Below are 15986 nucleotides of genomic sequence, written 5' to 3' on the forward strand. Positions count from 1 at the left end.
GCCGGGCCCCCCCCCCCACCTTCCGCCCCGCCGGGGGGGGGGCCCCCCCCGGGGGGCCGGCCGGGGAGGGGGCCTCACCGGCCGGCCCGGCGCCGTACCGCCTCCTGCGGGCTCAGTGCAGCTTGGCGACGGCGGTGGCGGTCGTCTTCCTGAACCCCTTCAGCGGGGCGCCGTCCAGGTCCCCCAGCTGCCCCCACTCCAGGACGGTCACCGTGCGGCCGTCCCGGCCGACCGCGTGGAGGCCGATGTCGGTGGCGCCGACCTCCGGGTAGGACGTGTCGATGCTGTAGACGTGCGCGCCCTCCTCCACGTTCACCCGGCCGTGGTAGCGGCTGACGCCCTCGAGGCCGGGCTCCTGCTCCTTGAGCCGGTCGAGGCAGGTCGCCAGCGCGGTCCGCAGCTCGGCGGCGAGCGCCTCGGCCTGGGCGGTGGTGGGGGCGACGGTGATCGTCTGGCGGGCCCCGGTGTCCAGCTCCGTACGGAAGTCCCGGTGCCGGGTGCCCGCGGCCGGGGTGGTTCCCGCCGTGCAGACGGAGCCGTCCTCGGGCAGTCCCCGCTGGACCGGGCCCGCGGTCCAGGGGGTGAGGGAGGCGGGCCACTGCCCGGCGGAGAGGAACTTCGGCGCGGCGGGGGCGGCTGAGGCCGGTGCCGTGGACAGCGCGGTGACGGCGAGGCCCGCGGCCGCGGCGGTCAGGAGTGCGGTGCGGATCGTGCGGGTGGTGCGCATGGGCGAACTCCCCGTTCGGGTGTCGAGCGGTCGGGTCGGGTGGTGCGGCACCAGCCTGGGGCGGGCGGCCCGGCCGCGACAAGCACGACACGGGTTCCGGGCGGCCTGGAACCGTCCCACCCCCCGCTGACGTGGGTGTTCCCGGTGGGGTGGAACGCCCTCCGGGACGGCCGGGGAGGTCGAGCGGGTGTCGGGTGACGGGGGAACGGGCGAGGAATCGGCGCGGGAGGCGCTGGCGGAGCGCCTGCGGGAGCTGCGGGAGGGTTCGGGCCGGACGTACGCGGCGCTCGCCCGCCGGATCGGGGTCAGCGGCTCGACGCTCCACCGGTACTGCACCGGGCGGACGGTGCCTGCGGAGTTCGCCCCGGTGGAGCGGCTGGCCCGGCTGTGCGGGCGCACGGGCGAGGAGCGGGAGGCTCTGCACGGCCTGTGGCTGCGGGCGGACGCGGAGCGCGTGGAGCGGCAGGAGGGGGCGAGGGCGGCGGCCCCGGCCGCCGAGGCGGGCGGGGCGGCGGGGGCTCCGGCGGAGTCGACGGCGGAGTCGACGGCCGGTGCGGGTGGAGAGACGCACGCGGGCTCAGCCCCGGAGCCGGGCTCGGGCTCCGGTTCGGGCTCAGGCTCCGGCTCGGCCTCCGGCTCCGGCTCGGGCTCCGGCTCGGGCTCCGGCCCAGGCTCGGACTCGGACTCAGGCTCCGGCTCGGACTCGGACCCAAGCTCAGGCTCGGGCTCCGGCTCCGGCTCCGGCTCGGACTCGGACCCAAGCTCAGGCTCGGACTCCGGCTCCGGCTCGGGCTCCGGCTCGGGCTCCGGCTCGGGCTCCGGCTCGGGCTCGGGCGAGAGCCCGCAGAGGGCGGGTACGGAGGTTCTCAGCGGCTCCTTACCGGCCGCCGCACCTCCCGCCCTCGCCCCCGCTTCCGTACACCGCGACCAGGGCCGGCCCGTGCCCGCGTACACCGATGGGCCGCCGGCGTCCGTACCCCGCTCCCCCTCCGTACGCCGTTGGATACCGGCCCTCGCCGTGTGCGCCGTCGCCGCCCTGGCGCTCGGCCTGGTCGCGGCCTTCGGCGGCCCCTCGCGGCCCGAGCGCCCCGAGCGGCGGCCGTCGGTGGCGCAGCCCGCGACTCCCCCGTTCAGCTGGACCGGTGACGACCACGTCTGGAAGTACGGCTGCGGCCACGCCTACCTCATCGCCCGGCCCCCGGCGGCCGTCCCGCCGCCACCGGCCGAGGCCGACGCGGAGCCGTGGGCGCGGGCCCTCGGCGCGGTGCACGCGGGCGAGACCGGCGTACGGATCACCCTCCAGGGCACCGACGAGCGGGCGGTGGTCCTGGAAGCGTTGCGGATCCGGGTGGTGGAGCGTCGGGAGCCCGCGCCGGGGCGGGTGCACCGGATGAGCTCCGGGTGCGGCGGGGCTCTGACCCCGAGGATGTTCGACGTCGATCTCGACGCGGAGCGTCCCGTGGCCCGGTCCGTGCCGGGCCACGACACGGGCAAGGCCATCGCGGCGGTCTCCTTCCCGTACCGCGTCTCGGCCTCGGACCCCGAGGTCTTCCTCGTCACCGCGCGTACGGCCCGCTGCGACTGCGACTGGGTCGCGGAGCTGCGGTGGAGCGACGGGGACCGGTCCGGCACGGTACGGATCGACGACGGCGGGCGCCCGTTCCGTACGAGCGGGGCACCGGGGCGGCCCGTCCACGACTACGACTTCGGGGCCCGGCGCTGGGTGGCGGAGCCGGACGCGCCCTGAGACGCTTCCCGCGACCGACGACGCTCCCCGTGGAGGTGCCGACGCTCCCGTGGAGGTGCCGATGGACCTCATGGAGGTGCCCGTGGACCCCGTCACCGCTCTGCGGCGTATCGCGTTCCTGCTGGAACGCTCGCAGGCCGCCACCTACCGGGTGAAGGCCTTCCGTACGGCCGCCGAGGCCGTGACCGCGATGGGCCCCGGGGAGGCGGCCGAGCGGGTGGCCGCGGGGACCCTGGAACGGGTGGCCGGGATCGGGCCGCGTACCGCGCAGGTGATCCGGGAGGCCGAGGCGGGTGAGGTGCCCGGCTACCTGGAGCGGCTGGAGGAGGAGGCCGCCGCCGAGCCCGCGCCCGGGGAGGGCCGAGAGCTCCTGGCCCGGCTGCGGGGCGACTGCCATCTCCACTCCGACTGGTCGGACGGCGGCAGCCCGATCGAGGAGATGGGCCGGACGGCGGCGGAGCTGGGGCACGAGTGGGCGGTGCTCACCGACCATTCGCCCCGGCTGACGGTGGCCCGGGGGCTGTCACCCGAGCGGCTGAGGGAGCAGTTGGAGGTGGTGGCGCGGCTCAACGAGGAGTGGGCGCCGTTCCGTCTGCTGACCGGGATCGAGTGCGACATCCTGCCGGACGGTTCGCTGGACCAGGAGCCGGAGCTGCTGGAGCGGCTGGACGTGGTGGTGGTCTCCGTCCACTCCAAGCTGCGGATGGACGCGGCCCCGATGACCCGGCGCCTGGAGGCGGCCGTACGCCATCCGCGGGCGAATGTGCTGGGCCACTGCACGGGCCGGCTGCTGTCGGGGCGCGGCAGGCCGCAGTCGCAGTTCGACGCGGACCGGGTCTTCGCCGCGTGTGCCGAGGCGGGGACGGCGGTGGAGATCAACTGCCGACCGGAGCGGCTGGATCCGCCGCGCCGTCTGCTGCGCAAGGCCGTCGAGGCGGGCACCCTCTTCGCGATCGACACCGACGCGCACGCCCCCGGGCAGCTCGACTGGCAGATCAACGGCTGCGCGCGGGCGGAGGAGTGCGGCGTACCGGCGGACCGGGTGGTGACGGCCTGGCCGGTCGAGCGGCTGCTGGAGTGGGCGGGGTGAGTGCCCCCGTACTCCCAGGGGTCAGGGGTGCGGGGTGAGTGCCCCCGTACTCCCAGGGGTCAGAGGTGCGGGGTGAGTGCCCCGTACCCCCGGAGCGCCGGTGGCCCGGCCCCGTACCCCGGAGCGCCGGTGGCCGGCCCGTACCCCCGAAGCGCGCGGACGTGGAGCGCCCGCCCCGGAAGGGGTCCGGGGCGGGCGGGGCGCCTTCGCGCAGAGCCGGTGGGCGGCGCCCGCTCGGTCACTTCTCGGGGTACCCGGTCACTTCTCGGGATAGATGTCCCCGGCGGCCATTCCGCTCTGCTGCTCGCTCCGGTCCCGGATCGTCCGGGACTTCTTCTCCAGCCGCTCACGTTCCTGCGGGTCACTCGCGCGTTCCGCGGCCTCGGCGAGCTGCTGGGCCTTCTCACGCATCTGCCGCGCCAGGTCGGCGGGTTCGTCCGAACCGCTCATCACCACTCCTTGGACACATCCTTGGCCGAAAGAGGCCCTGAAGGGGCCACTGCCCCCAGCGAACCAGTCACCCGGGGCTTCCGCATCCCGCGTGCCCCGCCGGAGACGGATCATGTGGTGGCCCGGCTCAGCCGCCGTACGAGCGCGCGGAGGCGGGGGTGGCGCTCATGGGCCTCGGACGAGCGCCGGTCCAGCTCCTCGCCCAGCCGCTTCGTCCGCTCGTCGATGTCCAGCTCGGCCAGTACCCGGTCGATCTCGGCGAGCAGGGCCCCGTGCAGCTGCCACTGGCGCGGGTGCTCCTGGACGTCCTCCAGGAGCAGGTCGGCCACGCGGTCACGGGTGGTACGGCTGCGGGCGAGCGCCTCGGCGAGCCGGTCCTCCGCCGCCTCGCCGTCGGCGGCGAGCGGAGCGGTGACCAGTTCGGCGAAGCTCTCGATGGCGTCGGCGAGCTGGCCGAAGAGCTCCTGGAGCAGCCCCGCCACGTCGGCCGGGAACAGCGTCTCCTCGGTCCGGGCCTTCGCCAGGTCGGTCAGGGTGCGGGACAGGACGCGCAGCACCACCGCGCAGATCTCCAGGGTGTCGAGTCCGGTGCGCAGGACCACCCGGTAGAGCAGCCCTTGTCTCACCCTGGGGTTGAGGGTGAGACTGTCCTCCGCCTGGCGGAGCGAGGCGTCGACCTCGACGATGTCGTGGTCGAGCCTGCGGGCCTCGTGGAGCCGGGCCGCCGCCCGGTGGACGGGGTTGTTCCCCACCACCTCCTCGCCCATGCTGCGGAGCATCGTGCCCATCCGGCCGGCCAGTGAGCCGATGGAGGTGCCGGCCGACCTGACCCAGACGGGCGGGGCGAAGACCAGGTTGAACAGCAGCCCGACCACCGCCCCGATGAGCGTCTCCCAGACCCGGTCCCAGGCGGTGTCGGCGACCTGGGAGACGCCGAGCACGAGCATCGCGCTGATCGCCACCTCGGGGACGAACTCGTTGACCCGCACCAGCCGCCCGATCAGCAGCGAGCTGAAGATGGTCAGTCCGAGGCTCCACCAGCTCAGCCCCACCAGGGAGCTGAAGGCGATGGCGATGAGCACGCCGACGACGACGGAGTTCACGCGGCGGACGCCGGTGGTGAGGGTGGCGTAGAGGGTCACCTGCACGACCAGGAGTGCGGTGAGGGGCGCGGTCAGCGGAGCCGGCTCGGGCAGGGCCCACACGGCCACGGAGTAGGCGATGACGGCGGCTGCGGTCGAGCGCAGCGTCTGGACCCCCGCGGGTTCGGTGGTGCGCTGCACGAGCTTGATGACGGGTGCGGAAACTGCGGGCATTCCTTGACGGTGCCCCGAATTCCCCGCGCGCAGCGCTCCGTGCCCGGGGTGCCTCCGTACGGCCCTGTGCCGGTGGCCGGAGAGGGGCGGCGGCGGTACGGCGTGCGCCGGAGCCCGGACGGAGGGACCCTGGACCCATGGCTGTTCTGCTGAATCCACCGACAGAGACGCCCCCCGCCGAGGGCTCGATCGGCGAAGCCCACGAGGAACGCCCCGACGGAGGCATCTGGGAGCACCCGGCCGTGTGGGTGGCTCTGATCGTGCTCGGCGCGCTGCTGGTCGCCGGGTTCTTCGTCGCCCGGGTCTTCGGTCTGGCATGAGCGGGAAGAGCGCCCCCTCGGCGGGCCGGATCGCCGACGCGCTGGTGGAGGAGTGCGGCCGGACGTACGCGCAGGAAGCGGGCATCCGGCTGAAGAACACCCCGCAGCCCCTCTACCAGCTCCTGGTGCTGAGCCTCCTGCTGAGCGCCCGTATCCGCGCCTCGGTCGCCGTCGCGGCCGCCCGCGCCCTGTTCGACCACCGCATGCGCACCCCGCGCCGGATGGTGGACGCGACCTGGCAACAGCGGGTGGACGCGCTGGGGGAGGGCCACTACCGGCGTTACGACGAGCGCACCGCCACCCAGCTCGGGGAGGGCGCACAGCTCGTCCTGGACACCTGGCACGGCGATCTGCGCCGGCTGCGCGAGGAGGCCGACGGCGACCGGGACCGGCTGATGGAGGAGCTCCAGCGCGTCCCGGGCATCGGACCGGCCGGGGCCGACATCTTCGTACGCGAGGTGCAGTCCCTCTGGCCGGAGACCGGCCCCTGGGTGGGGGCCAAGGGGCGGCAGGGGGCCGAGCGGCTGGGCCTGCCCGTCTCCCCCGGCAAGCTGGCCGAGGCGGCGCGCGGGCACGACGACGCGAGGTTCGCGGCCGCGCTGGTGCGGGCGGCGCTGGACAAGGACGTCGTGGAGACGGTCAAGGAGGCGGCGCGGGCACGCTGAAGCGGTTCGCCGCCCGTGCGGGCGACCGACGCCTGTACCCGGCTGCGCGTGCGTGGAAGGTGCCCGTGCCGTACGCGGTGAACGCGGCGGCGCGGGCACCCCACCGCCTCAGCGGTCGGAGGCCTCGTCCAGTGCGCGGGCCCGGTCCTCCTGCCGGCGGGCCTCGTCCTGCTCCCGCCTGCCCTCGGCCTTCATCCGCTCGTCGCCGAGGGCGATGCCGTCCGACTCCTTCTTCATGCCCTTCAGCCGGCGCGCCTTGGCGCGGGCCATGTCGGTGCTCTTACCCACAGCTGCCTCCGTACCGCGAGGAGATGTCACGCTTCTCCCTCCACTATGCCCACGCGCGCCGCAGAACGCAGGAGGCCGCCGGGGCGGCTCTAGAGCACCGGACCGTCGTCCTCGTCCTCGGGGCCGCCCGCCTCGACCCGCAGCGCCAGGTCCTGGAGGACATCGGCCGAGGAGACGTCCGTCTGCCCCGAGTCATGCACCTGCGCCAGCATCGTGAAGGCGAGGGTGAAGGCGCTCACGAGCTGTTCGACCGCGCCTCCGACCTCGCGCCCGACCACGGTCACCACCTCCTCGACGGAGAAATCGTCGGGGATGGCGATGTGGGGCATCGTCTCGTTCAGCAGGGCGGTGACGGCGCCCGCTCCCGTGTCCAGATCTTCCCGTTCGAGGTCCGCCTCCAGCAGGCGCTGCATTTCGCGCGCCTCTGTGAGGATGCCGATCACGCGCTTCACGACTTCCCGTTGCTCCATGGCCGCGAGCATAGGGCGTGCGCCCCGGTCGCCACGTGCGGTTGTGTGCACTTCTGTGCGGCGTCCGACGGCCTTTCCCGGCGTTTCGGCCGGTGTCGCCCACCGCCACGAGGCCGTCGAGGACCCTGGCGTACGCCACTGCGGGCCGGGCCGCTCGGCCGCGCGCCCCGGCGACACTCCGGGCCGCGCCCGTTCGGAGGCAGGCCCGGTGACACCCCCCGAGCCGCTCCCTACCCGCGCGGCGGGAGCTTCTTGCGCGAGCGGTTCTCCAGCATCGCCCGGCGGATCCGGGCCGCCGCCGCGTGGGCGTGCTCGGGGGTCGCGGTGTGGTCGGCGACCGAGGTGACGAAGCGGTGCAGGGGCTGCCGGCAGCGGGGGCACGGGGTGTCGGTGGTGACGAGGTGGCCGTCCTCGCACTGCGGGTCGGAGCAGGAGCCGGGCGTCAGCAACTGCTCGGCGATGTCCTGGGCGCTCCAGCGGCGGCGGCCGTCCTCGTCCTTCTCGTTGAGGGCGTGGGCCCAGCGCAGGTTCCAGCGGCGCTCGATGCGCTCACGGAGGAGGCCGGCGCTGCGGTTGCGGGCCAGCTCCTGGTGGATCAGGTCGTGGACGGTGCTGGGGACCCGGCCGCCGAGCGCCTGGAGGAGCTGCGGCGGCAGCGCCTGGAGGACGTAGCCGCGCGGGTTGCTCTTGGCGTTCTCCCGCCAGCGGTCGCAGCCGCACGATCCGTCGGGCCGTTTCGGGGCGTGGCACCGGCCGCACAGGCCCCGGCACTCGGCGCACACTCCGCCGTCGAGCCCGTCCAGATGGGGTGCGGGCGCCCGGCCGCAGTTCTGGCAGCAGGCCGCGCACGGCCCGCAGAGCCGCTCGTTGCCCGCCTTGGTGGTCCAGGTACGCATCTGGCACCGGCAGCAGAGGCCGGTGTTGCAGTGCTCGTGGTGGGCGGCGCCCGAGTGCCGTCCGGGGGGCGGGAAGGACATCTGACCATTGTGCGGGATCCCCGGGCGCCGCGTGGACGGTCCCGCCGGGGCGGGCCGGTGGCCGGGTCAGGGGTGCAGGCTGCTGACCAGGTTGGCGGTGGCGCCGATGCCGTCGTGGATGGTCGGCGCCATGCTCGTACTGGCCATGAGGAACCCCAGCAGGGCGCAGACCAGCGCGTGCGAGAGCTTCAGCCCTCCGTTGCGCAGGAAGATCACCGCCAGGATCGTCAGAAGCAGCACCAGTGAGATCGAAATGGCCATGGCCAACCTCCTCCGCCGCGCCGGATTTGCGGCATTCGGCCGCCAGTGTGGCGCAGCGGGGCGGCCGTTCGGCGCACTGGCGTGTCCGCCGAACGGGTACTCCCCGCCGGGAGGAGTTACGGGGGCGGGGCGCTCCGGGCGCGACGCGCATGGGTCCGGGCACCTCACCTTCGTCAGGTACCTGCCGCTTGCCGGGGCGGCGGCCTTCCCTCTGATCAGCGCTTGATAAGGTGTGAGCGACGTTTCAAGCCTTCCCGCCACGGATCCACATCCGCCGGGGAGGCTTTTTTCATGCCCGGGTGAACCCTCTCCCCGGTGCCCGCAAGCAGAACGCGAGCAGAAGGAGCCCCATGCCCGACGTGCACGTAGAGGTACGCCTCGCCACGGCCGACGACCGTCCCCTGACGGAGCGGCTCTGGCTGATGTTCCGCCATGACATGTCCGAGTTCAGCTCCGCCACCCCCGCCCCGGACGGGACCTTCCGCACCGACCGGCTCGATGCGGCCTTCACCGAAGCCGACCGGGTGCCCTACCTGCTGACGGTGGACGGTCGTCCGGTCGGGCTCGCCTTCGTCCGGGGCCTGGCCGGGCCGGTCACCGTCCTGAACAGCTTCTTCGTCGTACGGGGCGCTCGCCGGTCGGGCGTCGGGCTGCGGGCCGTCCGCGACGTCCTCGCCCGGCATCCGGGCCCGTGGGAGGTCGCCTTCCAGGACGACAACGCCCCGGCCGTACGCTTCTGGCGCCGCGTCGCCCGCGAGGTGGCCGGCGGCGCCTGGACCGAGGAGCACCGGCCGGTGCCGGGGCGCCCGGAGCTGCCGCCGGACTCCTGGATCGCGTTCCACGTTCCCGCTGCGGGGACGCGCTGACCACACCCGTCACCCCACCGGGACACGCTCCACAGCCTGCTCGCCCCAGCGGACCGTCCGGTCGCACCAGCGCTCCAGGAGGACCCGGTCATGGCCGACGGCCAGCAGGGCGGCACCGGACTCCGCGCGGTAGGCCTCCACCACCGCGACCAGGGCGGCGGTCGTCGAGGCGTCGAGCATGGCGGTCATCTCGTCGCAGATCAGCAGCCCCGGCCGCAGCACCAGCGCCCGCGCCAGGCAGGCCCGCTGGAGCTGCCCGTCGCTCACCGCGTGCGGGCGGCGCCCCAGCAGCTCCTCGGAGAGGCCGACCAGCGGGGCCAGTTCCGCCACCCGCTCCGGCACCTCCCGGCGCCGGCCGGTGGCGCGCAGCGGCTGGGCGATCAGCTCGCGCAGGCTCAGGCGGGGGTCGGCGGAGAGCCGGGGCTGCTGGAAGACGACGCCCACGGCCGTGCGCCGCTTTTGCGGGGCGCGGTGCCGCCAGCCGCGTACGAGGGTGCCGTCGAGGGTCATGGTTCCGGCGTCCGGGCGGTGCAGGAGGGCGGCGACCTTGGCCAGGGTGGACTTGCCGCAGCCGCTGGGGCCCAGGAGCCCCACCGCCTCGCCGCGCCCGACGTGCAGGGAGACGTCACGGACCACGGGGGCGCGGCGGTCGTACCCGGCGGTGATACCGGTCAGCTCAAGCACCGGCGGCCTCCTTCGTGAGGGGGTGCGCGCGGCCGGTGAGCCCGTGGTGGCAGGCGAGTTCGTCGTCGAAGGCCGGGCGTTCGGCGGTGCAGCGGCTGTCCGCGCGGGCGCACCGGGCGGCGAAGGCGCAGCCGTCGGGGAGCGCGCCGAGCTCGGGCGGCATGCCGGGGACGGGGGCGAAGTCCCGTTCGGGCAGGGCGTCGAGCAGCCCCTTGGCGTACGGGTGGCGGGGCCCGGGGGCGCCGAAGAAGGGGCCGGCGTCGGCGATCTCGACGATCCGGCCCGCGTACATCACGGCGACCCGGTCCGCGATCCGCTCGGCGGCCGCCAGGTCGTGCGTGATGATCAGCAGCGCCCGGCCCTCGTCGGTGTGGCGGCGCAGTTCGTCGACGGTCCGCTCGACCAGGTCCCGGTCGAGCCCGGTGGTCGGCTCGTCCGCCAGCAGCAGCGGGGCGTCGCCGATCAGGGCGAGGGCGGTGGCGGCGCGCTGGGCGAGGCCGCCGGAGAGTTCGTGCGGGTAGCGGTCGAGGTGGTCGGCGGGGAACGAGGCCCTGGCCGCCGCCTCCCCCGCCGCCTCCCGGACCGCCGCGCTCCCGCGCACCCCGGTCAGCTCGCGCAGGGTCTCCTCCAGTTGGGCGCGGACGGTGCGCACCGGGGTGAGGTGGGCGGCGGGGCTCTGCGGTACGAGTCCGATGCGCCGTCCCCGTACCGTACGGGCCAGGGTCCGCTCCCCGGCGGTCAGCAGGTCCATGTCCCCGCCGAGCACCGCGCTGCCGGTGGTCCGGGCGTTGGCGGGGAGCAGGCCGAGCAGGGCGGAGGCCAGGACGGACTTGCCGCAGCCGCTCTCCCCGACCAGGGCCAGGCACTCCCCGGGCGCGACGGAGAAGCGGGCGTCGGTGACCGCCGCGATGTCCCGCCCGCCGCGCATCCGGAAGCGTACGGAGAGGTCGCGGACGGCGAGAACGGGCGTGGCGGTGAGGGGGTCGGGTGCGGGGGTCACGGCTTCCGGGGCGGTCACAGCATCAGCTCCGATTTCCGGCGCGGGTTGATCCGGTCGCGCCACGCTCCGGCGAGGCCCGCCAGGGCGAGGGTCGGAATGATCAGGAAGAGGCCGGGGAAGAGCGTCGGCCACCAGTCCCCCGCGAGCAGCGAACCGCGCGCGGACTGGACGAGGTTGCCGAGGCTGGCCTGGTGGGCGGGGAGTCCGAGCCCCAGGAAGGAGAGCGCGGACTCGTGCCACATGGCGTGCGGCACCATGAGGACCGCCGCGAGACCGGCCTGCGGCAGCACCCCGGGGAGCAGGTGCCGCACGATGACCCGGCCCCGGGACGCGCCGCCGGAGATCGCCGCGTCGATGAAGGGGCGCGAGCGCAGCGAGAGCACCTCGGAGCGGACGATCCGGGCGGTGGAGAGCCAGTGGGTGAGGGCCACCGAGATGATCACCGGCCAGACGCCGGGCCGGAACATCGCCACGATGAAGATCCCGAGCAGCAGGTGCGGCACCGAGGAGAAGGTGTCGACGAGCCGCATCACGATCCGGTCGGTCCAGCCGCCGGAGGCCGCCGCGAGCGCGCCGATCGCCGTGCCGAGCACCGTGGCGGTGAGGGCCGCGACCAGTCCGACGAGCAGCGAGACGCGGAGCCCGTAGACACAGCGCAGCAGCAGGTCGCGGCCGACGTCGTCGGTGCCGAAGGGGTGCGCCCAGGACGGCGGGTGGAGCTTGTTGGACAGGTCCACGGCCTGTTCGTCGAGCTGGGCCAGCGGCGGGACGATCAGGACGGCGAGGGCGACGACGACGACGATGGTCACGGAGGTGGCCACCCGGATACGGCGGGTGGTGCGGCCCGGGAGGGCGAGTGCGGTCTCAGCCATCGAAGGCCACCCGGGGGTCGGCGAGCCCGTAGAGCAGGTCGGAGAGGAGGTTGCCCAGCAGTACGGCGGCGGTGGCGAGCACCGTCAGCGCGGCGAGCAGGGAGAAGTCGACCGAGGTGGCGGCCTCCACGGTGGCGGCGGCGATGCCGGGCCAGCTGAAGACCGTCTCGATGAGGAGTGCGCCGGTGATGAGCTCGGGGACGCGGGAGCCGATCAGGGTGAGCATCGGCAGCATCCCGGAGCGCAGTGCGTGGCCGAGGAGCACCGTGCGCTCGCTCAGCCCGCGGGCGCGCGCCCCGCGCACGGGGTCCTCCGCCAGGGCGTCGGTGACCCCTTGGCGTACGTACAGGAAGAACCACGGCAGTTGGGAGATCCCGAGGACGGCCGCGGGCAGCACCAGGTGGGAGGCGACCTGGCCGAAGGTGACGGTCTCGCTGGCGGCGTCGGTGAGCCCGCCGGCCGGGAGGAGGTCCAGCTTCAGGGCGAAGAGCCAGATGACGAGGAGGCCGAGCCAGAAGGCGGGGGCGGCTTCCAGGGTGTACGCGGCGGAGCTGACGCCCCGGTCGAGCCAGCCGCCGGGCCTGCGGGCGGCCAGGACGCCGAGTCCGGTGCCGAGCAGGATGGCGATCAGGAAGGCGGAGGTGGCGAGCAGGGCGGACCAGCCCATGCGTTCGACGATCACGTCGGCGACCGGCTGGCGCATCACGGTGGAGTCGCCGAGGTCGCCCTGGAGCGCCGAGGTCAGCCAGTTCCACCAGCGTGTGACGAGCGGCTGGTCGACGCCGAGGTTGACCCGGAGCTGGTCCAGGTTCTCCTGCGAGGCGCTGAGTCCGGCGGTGCCCGCGTACGCCTTGACCTGGTCGAAGGGGGACGCGGCGGCGACGGCGAAGACGCCGAAGGTGACGGCGAGGAGGACCGGGACGGCGAACAGGGCCCGCCGTCCCGTCATCCGTGCCATCGGCCCCCAGGGGAGGCGGGTGCTCACTTCTGCGTGTCTCCCGTGCTTTCGGGCTTCCACTTCTCGACGTTCCACCAGGGGCCGGAGGCCAGGCCGTGGTCGTGCGGCTCGACCTGGGTGGTGAGGGGGCCGAAGCGGTCGTCGACGACGTAGAGGTGGTCGATGTGGGTGAGGAAGGTGTAGCCCGGGTTCTTCACCAGCTCGCGCTGGACGGTGTCGTACGCCTTCGTGCGCTCGGCCTTGTCGCCGCTCCTGCGGCCCGCCTCGATCGCCGCGTCGACGGCCTGGTTGTCGTACCAGGCCATGTTGTTGAAGCCGTCGCCCGCCAGGGAGGACTTCAGCAGGCTGTACTGGTCGAAGTCCGGGTCGGCGGGCGAGCCGCCGCCCGCGAGGACGGCGTCGTGCTTCATCCGGGGCTCGATGACCTCCCAGGTCCCGGCCTCGGTGCGGATGTCGATGCCCGCCTTCTTGGCGTCGGAGGCGTAGGCGAGGGCGTGCTCCTGGCGGAGCTTGTCACCGCTGAGGTACCAGAGCGGGAAGGTGGCGCGCACCCCGTCCTTCACCCGGACGCCGTCCTTGCCCGGCTTCCAGCCGGCCTCGTCCAGGATCCTCTTCGCCTCGGCGAGGTCGTGCTTGCGCTCGGTGCCCTTCGTGAACCACTCGCTGTCGGTGGGGACGGGCCCGTAGGCGGGCTTGCCGCTGCCGTTGAGGATGGCGTCGACCATGGTCTGCCGGTCGACCGCGACATCGAGGGCGCGGCGCACGGCGGTGTCGCCGGCGACCTCGTTGTGCGTGGGCAGCGTCACCGTGCGGTAGTCGTAGGTGGTCGCGGCGTACGTCTTCTTCGCCTTGTCGTCCGCGAACCCCTTGGCCAGGTTGGGCGGCAGGATCGCGCCGTCGAGGTCGCCGGAGCGCAGCCGGGTGGCGCGCACGTCGTCGTCCTTGATGATCGCCATGGTGAACTTCTTCACCTCGGGTTCGCCGCCCCAGTAGTGGGGGTTGGCGGTGAAGCTGAGCTTCTCGCCCTTGGACCACTTGGTGAGGACGTACGGGCCGGTGCCGACGGGGCGGGTGGTGAAGGCGCCGGTGTTGACGTCCTGCTTGCCCGCGACGTGCTCGGGGGCGATGGGCAGGACGGTGCGCTGGGCGAACGGCGCGTAGGGGTACTTGAGCGTGAAGACGACGGTGTCCTCGCCCTTCGCCGTGACGTCCTTGACGGCGTCCAGTTCGGCGCGGGAGGGGTTGTTGGTCTTCTCGTCGAGGATGGCGCGGTAGGTGAAGACGACGTCCTTGGCGCCGAACGCCTTGCCGTCGCTGAACTTCACGCCCTGGCGCAGCTTGTACGTGTACGTCAGCCCGTCGGCGCTGACCTCGGGCAGTTCGGCGGCGAGGGCGGGGCTGAGCTTCATCTCCCCGTCCAGGGTGAGCAGCCCGTCGAAGATCTTGGAGTTGCCGTCCTTGCCGTAGCCGAGCAGCGGGCTCAGGCTGTCGGGCTCGTAGGCGATGCCGACGACGGCCGAGGTGGCGCCGGTCCCGGAGGCGCTCTTGGGGCTGTCCGGGTCGGAGCAGCCTGCCGCGGTCAGGGAGAGTGCGGTCGCCAGCGTGGCGGCGACCGCCCCCCGTATCGATCGGGCCGTCATACTCTGCACATCCCTGTTCAAGATCGACTGTTATTGCGAACAGTGTGCAATTAAACAGCACATAAAAGGCCCCGGTACACCCCGCCTCGACCGGCGAGACGCGTGCACCGGGGCCGGTACGACAGGGAACGGTCCCTCAGGAGGCCGGTCTCGCCCGCCTACAGCGAAGCGTCGGCCAGGTCGATGGTGAGCACGTCCTCGTCCCTCGTCCGGTGGTCGATCGTGATCGAGCCGGCCGCTCCCTCGTAGGCTCCCGTCCCTCCGGTGATCGCGAAGACGTGGGACCACGGCCGAGCGTTCACCGGGGACTCGGTCACGGCGGGAAGCGGCCGGTCGAAGGCCGTGGCAGCCGTGATCAGGCCGTCGTCGAGGCTCAGGACCAGCGTCGCCAGGACGAACGAGCCGTCCAGCCCCACGGCGACAGGCAGGCAGTGCGCGTTCTCGGTGCCCACGCTGTCGCCCTGGGCGTCCGACAGGTCGTACCGGACGAAGTAGGGGATCCCGACCGTGAGGACGTCCGGGATGTTCGCGCCCGTGCGCCTGCCGGTCAGGACGATCCGGCGGGCCGCCCTGCGCGCCGCGTGGGCGGGACCGGCCGCCCCGGCGACCAGTCCCCCGGCGACGGTCGCCGCCGAGGTCAGTTGCAGAACCCTCCTGCGATCCATGTCCGTCATCGTCTGCCTCACACCCTTGTCAGTCGTATGCCCGAGCGCAGTCGCGCCCCACGGACCAACGGCCCGCCGGGGCGGAACGGATCGCCCCGCACACGCACACCACCGCAATGGACGAGCGGACCGATGCGCCCGGAGGCGGTCAAGGGCTACGGAGCCGGCAGCTCCGCCAGCTCCGCGACGGCCCGGCGGTGGCTGCCCGCCGTGCCGTACGCGATGGAGTCCGCCTTGGCGCGCTTGAGGTAGAGGTGCGCCGGGTGCTCCCAGGTCATCCCGATCCCGCCGTGGAGCTGTACGCACTCCTCGGCGGCGTGGACCGCGACGCCGGAGCAGTACGCCTGGGCCACCGCGACCGCGAGCGGGGCGTCGGGGCTGTGGGTGGCCAGCGCGTCGGCGGCGTTGCGGGCGGCGGCGCGGGCCGAGACGACCTCCAGCCAGAGCTGCGCCATCCGGTGCTTGAGCGACTGGAACGAGCCCACCGGCCGGTTGAACTGGTGGCGTTCGCGGGTGTACCGGACGGTCTCGTCCAGGCACCACTGAGCGATCCCGAGCTGTTCGGAGGCGAGCAGTCCGGCCCCGGCGAGCAGACCACGCCGTACGGCGCTGGCGCTCGCGTCCGCGTCGCAGAGCAGGGTGCCGGTCGCGCCGGACAGGGTGAGGGCGGCGAGCGGGCGGGTCAGGTCGAGCGGGACGAGGGGTTCCACCGCCACCGCGGGGGCCGCCGCCTCGACCGCGTACAGGCCTTCGGCGGTCGGCACCAGCAGGACGTCGGCCACGGCCGCGTCGGCGATCCCTCGTACGGTGGAGTCGAGCGCGGCGAGGGCCGCCGCCGCGCCCCCGGGCGGGGTGGCGAACGGCACGGCGAGCACGGCCGTCCGCGCGCCGGAGGTGCAGGCACAGCAGGCTCTTGATCACCGAGGCAATCCCGGCCGCGGCTTCCAGGTGGCCGATCTGGCTCTTGAGCGCGCCCAGTGCGATGGGCGT

Annotated in this window: 18 protein-coding genes and 2 pseudogenes; 5 read left to right on the plus strand and 15 right to left on the minus strand. The window is 74.0% G+C overall.

Features of this window, described 5'->3' with window-relative positions; translation table 11 throughout:
• Window positions 1–112: 112 nt before the first annotated feature.
• A complete protein-coding gene (locus AB0917_RS29125) occupies window positions 113–727 on the minus strand; it encodes a hypothetical protein (RefSeq protein ID WP_366822654.1) in 615 nt (204 codons plus the stop codon).
• Window positions 728–914: 187 nt separating this feature from the next.
• Between AB0917_RS29125 and AB0917_RS29130 the strand changes: the two genes are divergently transcribed.
• A complete protein-coding gene (locus tag AB0917_RS29130; RefSeq protein ID WP_366822655.1) occupies window positions 915–2474 on the plus strand; it encodes a helix-turn-helix transcriptional regulator in 1560 nt (519 codons plus the stop codon).
• Between the two features lie 82 nt (window positions 2475–2556).
• Window positions 2557–3564, plus strand: coding sequence for a PHP domain-containing protein (locus AB0917_RS29135; RefSeq protein ID WP_366822668.1), 1008 nt, complete (start codon window positions 2557–2559; stop codon window positions 3562–3564).
• A 258-nt stretch (window positions 3565–3822) separates the two neighbouring features.
• Here AB0917_RS29135 and AB0917_RS29140 read toward each other — a convergent pair whose 3' ends face one another.
• Together AB0917_RS29140 and AB0917_RS29145 are read right to left on the minus strand one after the other, a co-directional pair.
• On the minus strand, window positions 3823–4014 hold the full coding sequence (locus AB0917_RS29140; RefSeq protein ID WP_366822656.1) for a DUF6381 family protein: 192 nt from the start codon (window positions 4012–4014) through the stop codon (window positions 3823–3825).
• A gap of 110 nt (window positions 4015–4124) precedes the next feature.
• Window positions 4125–5330 (minus strand): aromatic acid exporter family protein, encoded by a 1206-nt coding sequence (locus AB0917_RS29145; RefSeq protein WP_366822657.1) that lies wholly within the window; start codon window positions 5328–5330, stop codon window positions 4125–4127.
• Window positions 5331–5467: 137 nt separating this feature from the next.
• On the opposite strand from AB0917_RS29145, the gene AB0917_RS29150 reads away from it, so the two are divergent.
• Both AB0917_RS29150 and AB0917_RS29155 read left to right on the plus strand, forming a co-directional pair.
• Entirely contained in the window at window positions 5468–5650 is a 183-nt protein-coding gene (locus tag AB0917_RS29150; protein ID WP_366822658.1) for a DUF6480 family protein, read from the plus strand.
• Window positions 5647–6315, plus strand: a complete 669-nt coding sequence (locus tag AB0917_RS29155) for an endonuclease (RefSeq protein ID WP_366822659.1) — start codon at window positions 5647–5649, stop codon at window positions 6313–6315. Before AB0917_RS29150 ends, AB0917_RS29155 begins: the two co-directional genes overlap by 4 nt.
• Before the next feature lie 108 nt (window positions 6316–6423).
• Here the strand turns inward: AB0917_RS29155 and AB0917_RS29160 are convergent, their stop codons facing one another.
• From AB0917_RS29160 to AB0917_RS29175, 4 genes are all read right to left on the minus strand, one after another.
• Window positions 6424–6603, minus strand: coding sequence for a hypothetical protein (locus AB0917_RS29160; protein WP_366822660.1), 180 nt, complete (start codon window positions 6601–6603; stop codon window positions 6424–6426).
• Between the two features lie 89 nt (window positions 6604–6692).
• Window positions 6693–7085 carry a hypothetical protein gene (locus AB0917_RS29165; RefSeq protein WP_356753319.1) on the minus strand — a complete coding sequence of 131 codons (393 nt, stop codon included), beginning with the start codon at window positions 7083–7085 and terminating at the stop codon, window positions 6693–6695.
• A gap of 218 nt (window positions 7086–7303) precedes the next feature.
• Complete coding sequence (locus AB0917_RS29170) at window positions 7304–8050, minus strand: hypothetical protein (protein WP_366822661.1); 747 nt, start codon at window positions 8048–8050, stop codon at window positions 7304–7306.
• A 66-nt stretch (window positions 8051–8116) separates the two neighbouring features.
• Window positions 8117–8311, minus strand: a complete 195-nt coding sequence (locus AB0917_RS29175) for a hypothetical protein (protein ID WP_366822662.1) — start codon at window positions 8309–8311, stop codon at window positions 8117–8119.
• Window positions 8312–8661: 350 nt separating this feature from the next.
• Between AB0917_RS29175 and AB0917_RS29180 the strand changes: the two genes are divergently transcribed.
• Window positions 8662–9177, plus strand: coding sequence for a GNAT family N-acetyltransferase (locus AB0917_RS29180; RefSeq protein WP_366822663.1), 516 nt, complete (start codon window positions 8662–8664; stop codon window positions 9175–9177).
• A 9-nt stretch (window positions 9178–9186) separates the two neighbouring features.
• Here the strand turns inward: AB0917_RS29180 and AB0917_RS29185 are convergent, their stop codons facing one another.
• From AB0917_RS29185 to AB0917_RS29220, 8 genes and pseudogenes are all read right to left on the minus strand, one after another.
• Window positions 9187–9861: an ATP-binding cassette domain-containing protein gene (locus tag AB0917_RS29185; protein WP_366822664.1), complete on the minus strand. Its 675-nt coding sequence runs from the start codon at window positions 9859–9861 to the stop codon at window positions 9187–9189.
• Window positions 9854–10879: an ABC transporter ATP-binding protein gene (locus tag AB0917_RS29190; protein ID WP_366822665.1), complete on the minus strand. Its 1026-nt coding sequence runs from the start codon at window positions 10877–10879 to the stop codon at window positions 9854–9856. The genes AB0917_RS29185 and AB0917_RS29190 overlap by 8 nt, the downstream gene beginning before the upstream one ends.
• Complete coding sequence (locus AB0917_RS29195; protein ID WP_366822666.1) at window positions 10876–11733, minus strand: ABC transporter permease; 858 nt, start codon at window positions 11731–11733, stop codon at window positions 10876–10878. Before AB0917_RS29195 ends, AB0917_RS29190 begins: the two co-directional genes overlap by 4 nt.
• Entirely contained in the window at window positions 11726–12691 is a 966-nt protein-coding gene (locus tag AB0917_RS29200) for an ABC transporter permease (RefSeq protein WP_366822669.1), read from the minus strand. The genes AB0917_RS29195 and AB0917_RS29200 overlap by 8 nt, the downstream gene beginning before the upstream one ends.
• Window positions 12692–12714: 23 nt before the next feature.
• Entirely contained in the window at window positions 12715–14331 is a 1617-nt protein-coding gene (locus tag AB0917_RS29205; protein ID WP_366822667.1) for an ABC transporter substrate-binding protein, read from the minus strand.
• A 158-nt stretch (window positions 14332–14489) separates the two neighbouring features.
• Window positions 14490–15005 (minus strand): hypothetical protein, encoded by a 516-nt coding sequence (locus AB0917_RS29210; RefSeq protein WP_366822670.1) that lies wholly within the window; start codon window positions 15003–15005, stop codon window positions 14490–14492.
• A gap of 146 nt (window positions 15006–15151) precedes the next feature.
• Window positions 15152–15889 (minus strand): annotated as a pseudogene (locus AB0917_RS29215) (acyl-CoA dehydrogenase family protein); the annotation flags it as partial.
• 43 nt (window positions 15890–15932) lie between these two features.
• A pseudogene (locus tag AB0917_RS29220) lies at window positions 15933–15980 on the minus strand (hypothetical protein); the annotation flags it as partial.
• Window positions 15981–15986: the final 6 nt, after the last annotated feature.

Origin of the sequence: Streptomyces sp. NPDC007346, assembly GCF_040703535.1 — a bacterium.
Classification (GTDB): Bacteria; Actinomycetota; Actinomycetes; order Streptomycetales; family Streptomycetaceae; genus Streptomyces.